The following is an 8,253-nucleotide window of genomic DNA, read 5'->3' as shown; positions in this document are numbered from 1 at the left end:
GGGTCCGCGGATCCGACGGGGCTTCAGCCGTCAGATCGAGCCGATAGGCGCCAAGCCCGCTTTCCAGCGCCGCCGCTTGCTGCGGGCGAACAGGTTTGCCGCGCCGACGGCCGAAGAAGGCTTCGGTCGTGCGGCTTGGCCTGTCCCCGTCACGCATCGATTGGCGCAAGTCCTGCCGCCGCCCTCAGGCCGCGACAGCATCCTTGAGCGCCTTGGCCAGATCGGTCTTTTCCCAGGAGAAAGACCCGTCACGGCCAGCCTTGCGGCCAAAATGGCCGTAAGACGACGTCTTGGCGTAGATCGGCTTGTTGAGATCGAGATGACGGCGAATGCCGGAAGGCGACAGGTCCATCACGGTGCGCAGGGCATCCTCGAGTTTGGCCTCGTCGACCTTGCCGGTGCCGTGCAGGTCGACATAGACCGACAGCGGCTGCGCGACGCCGATGGCGTAGGACAGCTGGATGGTGCAGCGGTCGGCAAGCTTCGCCGCCACGACGTTCTTGGCCAGGTAGCGCGCCGCATAGGCGGCCGACCGGTCGACCTTGGTGGTGTCCTTGCCGGAGAAGGCGCCGCCGCCATGCGGGGCCGCGCCGCCATAGGTGTCGACGATGATCTTGCGGCCCGTCAGGCCGGCATCGCCGTCCGGACCGCCGATGACGAACTTGCCGGTCGGGTTGATGTACCACATGCAGTCGTCAGCGATCTTGAGGTCGCCCAATGCCTCGCGGATATAGGGTTCCACGACCTTGCGGACCTTCTTGGAATCCCAGCTCGAATCGAGATGCTGGGTCGACAGCACGATCTGCGTCGCCTCCGCGGCCTTGCCGTCGACATAGCGAACGGTGACCTGGCTCTTGGCATCGGGGCCAAGCTTGCCGGCCTCGCCATTGTTCTCGTGACGGGCGGCGGCCAGGAGTTCGAGGATCTTGTGGCTGTAGTAGATCGGCGCCGGCATCAGGTCAGGCGTCTCGCGGCAGGCATAGCCGAACATGATGCCCTGGTCGCCGGCACCTTCCTCGCCCTGACGGTCGGCCGCGTTGTCCACGCCCTGGCCGATGTCGGGCGACTGGCCATGCAGCAGGACCTCGATCTTGGCCGTCTTCCAGTGGAAGCCGGCCTGCTCGTAGCCGATCTCGCGGATCGCCTTGCGGGCGACGGATTTGAACTTCGCCGGATTGACGATCGGGTGGCCCGCGGCATCCTTGAGGATGTTGCCGGCCTTGTCCTTCTTCAAGAGCGTCTCGGGGACGCGCACCTCGCCGGCGATGACGACGCGGTTGGTGGTCGCCAGCGTCTCGCAGGCCACACGGACTTTCCACGGGTCCATGCCGGTCTTCTTGGCTTCACGATAGACCAGATCGACAATTTCGTCGGAGATCCGGTCACAGACTTTGTCGGGATGGCCCTCGGCAACGGATTCCGAGGTAAAGAAGTAGTTCTGCCGCGTCACGGGTGTCCCCTCTTGAAAAACGATCGGCAGGCTGCCGATTTTGGCGCGCCACGTGTTAGCGGGGCAAAGCGCTGCTCGTCAAGCGTTGCCGCCGGTCTGGCCTGAATGTCGGAGACGATATCTTGTGCCACCGGCGGCGCACGCCGCCGGTGCGAAGCGCATCGCGGATCAGTCGAGATCGTCCTCGGCGAGCGATTTCACCAGGTCTATGATCCTGCGGCGCACCTTGACGTCGGCGATCTTGACAAAGGCCCGGTTGAGCTGAAGCCCTTCGGGACTGCCGCAGAATTCGACGGCGAAAGCCATCGAGCTATCCTCGGCAAAACCACGGTTGGCCGTCAGCTCCTGGCCCGGCGCATCCTCGAAAAAGAAGGCGACGGGCACGCCGAGTATGGAGGCTATCGCCTGCAGACGGCTGGCGCCGACGCGATTGGTGCCCTTTTCATATTTCTGGATTTGTTGAAACGTGATGCCGAGATTCTCGCCCAGCTTTTCCTGGCTCATTCCGAGCATATTGCGGCGAAGCCGGACCCGGCTTCCAACGTGGATGTCGATGGGATTCGGTTTCTTCTTGTTTTCTTCTGTCATTTTTTCCTCGCCGAATTTTTTCGGCTTTGTGATTTTTTTCCTGCCCAAAGAAAACCGGAGGCGACTGCCCCAACAGAACGATCCACCGGCTTCGAGAAATTTTCAGGCGGTACAGTATGAGTTTCTAATGTGCCAACTGTCAATTCACCCGTAGCCTTTGCCTTACGTTCAACAGCACCCCTCCCAGCGCAAACAGCAACATGATCAGCGTTCCGTTAATGCGCCGCTGACGGGACGAAATCACCGTCTGTTCGGAAACAGGAACCTTCACATCGATGGCCCCGCGCGCGTCGATGGCCAGCGCATCGACGACGCGGCCACGGGGGTCGACAACGGCCGAGATGCCGTTGTTGGCAGCACGCAACAGGGGCAATCCGTTCTCCACCGCGCGAATCTGGGCCTGCCTGAAATGCTGATACGGTCCCGGCGTGTCGCCGAACCATGCATCATTGGTAACGTTCACAATAAGCTGCGCTGACGTTGCGTCAACTGCCACCAGATCGGGAAAGATCACCTCATAACAGATAAATGGCAGGGCACGAATGCCACCCGGCAGCGTGATGGGATGACGCTCGTTGCCAGCCGTGAACGTCATCGGCCCAGCGACGAGCTGTTCGATGCCGAAACGGCCGAGCAGGTCGGCAAAAGGCAGGTACTCGCCGAACGGCACCAGATGAACCTTGTCCACGGCATCGGCGATCTCGCCCTTGTCGTTGATCGCCACGACGGAGTTGTAGTAGCGGCTGTCGGGGCTTGCCGCCGAGCCGCCCTCTTCGCGCACGACGCCAGCGATCAGCATCTGGCCGTCGCCCAGCATGTCGCCCAGCGCCGTCAAGGCATCGGGGCGCTCGGTGAAAAGGAACGGCACCGAGGTTTCCGGCCAGAGAATCAGTTGCGGTCTTTCGTGACCTGGATCCGGCGCCTTGGAAGACAGGCCCAGCAAGGTGGCGAAGATGCGGTCACGCACCGAGGCATCCCACTTTTCCGACAGGTCGACGGCCGGCTGGACGATACGGACATCGAGACTGCGCGCCGCCGGCTTTTCGGGGGCCGCGATCCTGACATAGCCAAAGCCGGCATGGGCGGCGACGAGCAGGACAAACAGGGCGGCGCCCAGCCGAAGATGCCGGCGCGCCGCCAGCAGCGCCGGCAGTGCGAAAAGGAAAACCGCGAGCGCGTTCATGCCGATCATGCCGGTCACCGAGACGCTTTGCATCAAAAGGGGGACCGGCATCGCCGCGTAGCCGATGGCATTCCAGGGAAATCCGGTGAACAGGAAGCCGCGCAGCCACTCCGCCAGCGCAAAACCGAAGGCAAGGGCAGCGATACGGCCGATATCGCTGCTCCACAGGAGGCGGGCGACCATCGTTGCGAAGCCATAGAAAAATGCGAGCGCGAAAGGAATGCCGACCACGGCGAAGGGAAGCGCCCAGGCAAAATCGTCGGCCTCGACCAGCAGCGCCGAGCCGATCCACCAAAGGCCGGCGAGGAAATAACCGAAGCCAAACCACCAGCCGACGGCGAAAGCCGGCCGCAGGCGCCGGACCAGGCTGCCGGAGGCTTCGCCGGTCGCGCCGTCGAGCAGCCAGACCAGCACCGGAAACGAAATGAAACAGGCGGCGAAGAAATCGTAAGGCGCCTGGCCCAGCACCGCCAGCGCTCCGGCGAGAAAGGCCACGAGCGCGCGGCGCCAGCCCCAGAGCAGAATTATCCGGCCGGCAAGGCGCACCATGAATACTTCCGAGTCGCGCGAATCAGGAGCCAAGATTTATCAGGCCGCGGCCTGCACTCCAAACGCCGGCCGCATGACCGACCATGGCTCTACCGGTGCCAACCCTCGATGCGCAAGCCACCCAGGCGCTCGGCCTCCTCACGGGAAACAGAACGGATTGGCTGCGTGAACGTCCAGACATGGCCTTCGGGATCGCGCGCCCGATACTGGCGTTCGCCGTAGAACTGGTCCGCCGGTTCCTGGATTATGGCGGCACCGGCCGCGCGGGCCTGCTCGCAATGCGCATCGAGGCCGTCTTTCAGCCTGATATAGACCGACTGCGTGTTCTTGCCACCGACCGATGCGGGGCTCGCGACATGATCGGCCCATTCAGAATCGACGATGATACAACCATCCCCGAACCGCATCTCGGCATGGATCAGTTTCCCGCCGGTATCGCGGACCACCATGCTGGGCTCGAAGCCGAAGGCCGCTTCGAGCCAATCCAGCGCCGCACGCGGGTCGCGGTAGAACACGCCAGAACCGAGGACCGGATGCTTGAACGGATCCTCGATTGTCATTGCGCGGCAGCTTTTCAGGCCTGTTCGGTGCGCGCCGTGGCGCGCCGGCGGCGCTCGCCCTTCTGGCTCTGCACGATGCGCACGCGCTTGACGCGGCGCGGATCGGCATCGAGCACATGGAACTCGAAGCCAGGGATGGCCTGCACCACCTCGCCACGCGCCGGCACGCGGCCGAGCGTGTTGAAGATCATGCCGCCAATGGTGTCGACATATTCGCCATGTTCCCCCGCGGCGAAATCCTCGCCGATCATCTTGGCGACCTCGTCGATCTCGGCCTTGCCGTCGACGATGAACACGCCGTCGCCGGTCTGGGTGATCATCGGCTCATCGTCGTCGTGCTCGTCCTCGATGTCGCCGACCACCATCTCGACGATGTCCTCGAGCGAGACGAGGCCGTCCGTGCCACCATATTCATCGATGACCAGGGCCATTTGCGTGCGCGTCGTCTGCATGCGGCCCATCAAGTCGGAAGCAAGCATCGACGGCGGCACGAACAGGACCTGGCGGATCAGATTGAGCTCGCCGATGGTGCGCGCGAGGTCGACCTGGGCAAGATCAAGAACCGTGGCGACGGGCGTTTTGCGGCTCGTGCGGCCTTTCCTGACGCGCGCCAGCTTGGTGATATGGGCCAGCACGTCTCGGATATGGACCATGCCGCGCGGGTCGTCGAGCGTCTCGGAATAGACCGGCATGCGGGAATGGCCGGATTGTTCGAACATGCCAAGCAAGTCACCAAGCGTCGTGGCGATCTCGACCGCCTCGATATCGGCGCGCGGAACCATGACGTCCTCGACGCGCACTTCGCGCAGGCGCAGGATGTTGTTGAGCATGGCGCGCTCGCCAGGCGAGAAGGATTCGACATCGCTCGTCGTCTCGGCGAGCGCGCCGGCGATCTCCTCGCGCAGGCTGGTGCCATTGCGTTGCCGGAACAGGCCCAGCACGCGGTTGAACAGGGAGGGACCGGCAGGCGACGGCTCGATGGCGGCGCTGCCAGTGATGGTACTCGGACTTGATCCCTCTTCCGACGTATCGGAAGCCTTGGTCGCACTGCCGGCGTCGGGGCGGGCGGCAGTCTCTGGTTTGTCGTTCATCGTCGTCCGGTCAATTGGTCTTTTTTAGTTACGCGTAGGGATCGGGAATGGCAAGCCTTGCAAGCGCGGCGCGCTCGATGGCTTCCATCTCCTCGGCCTCGGCGTCGGTCTCGTGATCATGGCCCATGAGGTGCAGCAGGCCATGGATGACGAGATGGCAGATATGGTTCTCCAGCGGCTTGTCTTCCAGTGCCGCTTCGCGCGCCACGGTTTCGGCGGCAAGCACGATGTCGCCGAGCATCGGCGGCAGTGGGCCACCATTCACATGCGGAAAAGCCGGGAAAGACAAGACGTTGGTGGGCTTGTCCTTGCCGCGCCAGTCCGCATTCAAGGTACGGATATGGGCATCGTCGGAAAAAACAATGCTGAGTTCGGAATGACCCGTCACACCGGTCTCGGCAAAGGCGGCATCAACCGCGCGATCGACCAGCCGCGTCAGGCTTGCTTCATCGGGCCAGTCGCCCGCTTCAATCGATATGTCGATCTCGACGGGAACCGGAAGGCTCCCGCCGCCGGATGTGTTGTCCTCAGGCATGAGGCCGCATCGTCACATCAATTCTCGGCACCGAGGCCGCGCGCCAGCTTGGCGTCCCGGTCATAGGCCCTGACGATTTCAGCCACCAGCGGATGGCGAACGACGTCGACATCGTTGAAGCGCACGGTTACCGCGCCTGCCACACCGTCGAGGACACGCAAAGCTTCGACCAGGCCCGATTTGGTGCTCGGAGGAAGATCGATCTGGGTCGGATCGCCGGTGACGATCATGCGCGAGTTCTCGCCGAGACGGGTGAGAAACATCTTCATCTGCATCGGCGTGGTGTTCTGCGCCTCGTCGAGGATCACCGCGGCGTGCGCCAGCGTGCGGCCGCGCATGAAGGCAAGCGGCGCGATCTCGATCACTTCGGCCGCAATGGCGCGCTCGACCTTGTCGGCCGGCATCATGTCGTAGAGCGCGTCGTAGAGCGGACGCAGATACGGATCGACCTTCTCCTTCATATCGCCCGGCAGGAAGCCCAGCCGTTCGCCGGCTTCGACTGCCGGCCGCGACAGGATGATGCGCTCGACCATGCCACGCTCGAGCAGCATCGCCGCATGCGCCACCGCCAGGTAGGTCTTGCCGGTGCCGGCCGGACCGATGCCGAACACCAGCTCCGAACGCTCCAGCGCCCGCATATAGGCGTCCTGGTTGAGCGAACGGGCATAGATCGTCTTCTTGCGGGTGGCGATCTGGGCGGCGGAAACCTTGCCCTTGCGCTCCAGTGTCGGCAGCGTGAGCTGGTCGTCGGCGGCGATAGCCATGCGAACGGCACCGTCGACATCGGACTGGCCGATATCGACGCCCTTCTGCAGGATGCCGTACAGATTGTCCAAGGCACGGCGCGCCTGTTCGGCGGCGGACGCCGATCCTTTGATGGTCAGCTGATTGCCGCGCGAACGGATATCGACGCCGAGCTTCTGCTCGAGCCGGGCGAGGTTTTCGTCGAACTGGCCGTAAAGGGCGCTGGCAAGCTTGTTGTTGTCGAAAGTCAGAACGATGTGCGCCATGTCAGAAGCCCCGGATGCCGGTACCGGGGGCAGATTCTTCAGCTCCGCTGCGCTCAACCGTCTCTCCTCATCTGCCGAGACCATCAGGCCAATTCGGCGAACAGGCTGTTGTAGCCCGTCTTCGTGATTCGCACCTTGATAATGTCACCGATTTCGCCGGCCTTTTCATCAACAATAACCGGCTGCAGCCAAGGCGAGCGGCCGACCTTCTGGCCGGCCTGACGGCCGGGCTTCTCGATCAGCGTATCGATGGTGCTGCCGACCAGGCTCGAGCCGAAATCCTGCTGTTGTTTCAGCAGCAATGCCTGCAGGCGCTGCAAGCGCTCGTCCTTGACCGTTTCCGGCACGTGGTCAGGCATGTCGGCCCCCGGCGTGCCGGGACGCGGCGAATATTTGAACGAGAAGGCCGAGGCGTAGCCCACCTGGCGCACCAGTTCCATGGTCGCCTCGAAATCGGCCTCCGTCTCGCCGGGGAAACCGACGATGAAGTCGCCCGACAGCGCGATATCGGGGCGCGCGGCGCGGATGCGGTCGAGCAGCGCCAGATAATCCTTGGCAGTATGCCTGCGGTTCATCGCCTTCAGAATGCGGTTTGAGCCCGATTGCACCGGCAGATGCAGATAGGGCATCAGCGACGGCAGGTCGCGGTGCGCCGCGATCAATTCGTTGTCCATGTCGCGCGGATGGCTGGTGGTGTAGCGCAACCGCGCCAGGCCGGGGATTTCGGCCAGCCGGAACAGCAGGCGGCCGAGACCCCATTCCGCGCCATTATCGCCCTCGCCATGCCAGGCGTTGACGTTCTGGCCGAGCAGCGTCACCTCGCGCACCCCGGCCTCGGCCAGGCGCTCGGCCTCCGCGACGATCTGCGCCACCGGCCGCGACACTTCCGAGCCTCTCGTATAGGGCACGACGCAGAAGGTGCAGAACTTGTCGCAGCCTTCCTGGACGGTGAGGAAGGCGGTGACGCCGCGCTTGATCAACTCGGCGCGCTTCGGCTGCGGCAGATGTTCGAACTTGTCCTCAATGGCGTATTCGGTCTCGACGATCTTCTCGCCGCCGCGCACCCGCGCCAGCACATCGGGCAGACGGTGATAGGTCTGCGGACCGATGACCAGGTCGACGGCCGGCGACCGGCGGATGATCTCGGCGCCCTCGGCCTGCGCCACGCAGCCGGCGACGCCGATCAGCATCTCGCGGCCGGCACCGGCGCGTTCGGCCTTCATGTCGCGGATGCGGCCGAGTTCGGAATAGACCTTTTCGGCGGCTTTCTCCCTGATGTGGCAGGTG

8 protein-coding genes and 1 pseudogene are annotated in these 8,253 nt (G+C 63.7%); all 9 read right to left on the bottom strand.

All coding sequences use genetic code 11. The features are described from left to right. A pseudogene (locus EOA36_RS38360) lies at positions 1-157 on the bottom strand (tRNA (guanosine(46)-N7)-methyltransferase TrmB); the annotation flags it as partial. 27 nt (positions 158-184) lie between these two features. After that, positions 185-1,450, bottom strand: a complete 1,266-nt coding sequence (metK, locus tag EOA36_RS19555) for a methionine adenosyltransferase (protein WP_127279030.1) — start codon at positions 1,448-1,450, stop codon at positions 185-187. A gap of 168 nt (positions 1,451-1,618) precedes the next feature. After that, the gene (locus EOA36_RS19550) at positions 1,619-2,038 is read right to left on the bottom strand and encodes a helix-turn-helix transcriptional regulator (protein WP_127279029.1); all 420 of its coding nucleotides are present in this window, start codon (positions 2,036-2,038) and stop codon (positions 1,619-1,621) included. Between the two features lie 139 nt (positions 2,039-2,177). Beyond that, the gene (gene lnt / locus EOA36_RS19545) at positions 2,178-3,770 is read right to left on the bottom strand and encodes an apolipoprotein N-acyltransferase (protein WP_127279028.1); all 1,593 of its coding nucleotides are present in this window, start codon (positions 3,768-3,770) and stop codon (positions 2,178-2,180) included. A gap of 89 nt (positions 3,771-3,859) precedes the next feature. Then, the gene (locus EOA36_RS19540; RefSeq protein ID WP_127279027.1) at positions 3,860-4,330 is read right to left on the bottom strand and encodes a VOC family protein; all 471 of its coding nucleotides are present in this window, start codon (positions 4,328-4,330) and stop codon (positions 3,860-3,862) included. Between the two features lie 14 nt (positions 4,331-4,344). After that, positions 4,345-5,421, bottom strand: a complete 1,077-nt coding sequence (locus EOA36_RS19535) for a hemolysin family protein (protein ID WP_127279026.1) — start codon at positions 5,419-5,421, stop codon at positions 4,345-4,347. A gap of 28 nt (positions 5,422-5,449) precedes the next feature. Continuing rightward, positions 5,450-5,956 carry an rRNA maturation RNase YbeY gene (gene ybeY / locus EOA36_RS19530; protein ID WP_127279025.1) on the bottom strand — a complete coding sequence of 169 codons (507 nt, stop codon included), beginning with the start codon at positions 5,954-5,956 and terminating at the stop codon, positions 5,450-5,452. 17 nt (positions 5,957-5,973) lie between these two features. Then, positions 5,974-6,966, bottom strand: a complete 993-nt coding sequence (locus tag EOA36_RS19525; protein WP_224536181.1) for a PhoH family protein — start codon at positions 6,964-6,966, stop codon at positions 5,974-5,976. Between the two features lie 83 nt (positions 6,967-7,049). Then, positions 7,050-8,253: tRNA (N6-isopentenyl adenosine(37)-C2)-methylthiotransferase MiaB (gene miaB / locus EOA36_RS19520; RefSeq protein WP_127279023.1), on the bottom strand; the 1,204-nt coding region annotated here is incomplete at its 5' end.

The sequence above is a fragment of the Mesorhizobium sp. M8A.F.Ca.ET.021.01.1.1 genome, from assembly GCF_003998025.1.
Classification (GTDB): domain Bacteria; phylum Pseudomonadota; class Alphaproteobacteria; order Rhizobiales; family Rhizobiaceae; genus Mesorhizobium.
Note: the sequence above shows the minus strand (reverse complement) of the source record. Positions and strands in the feature narration are given on the sequence as shown.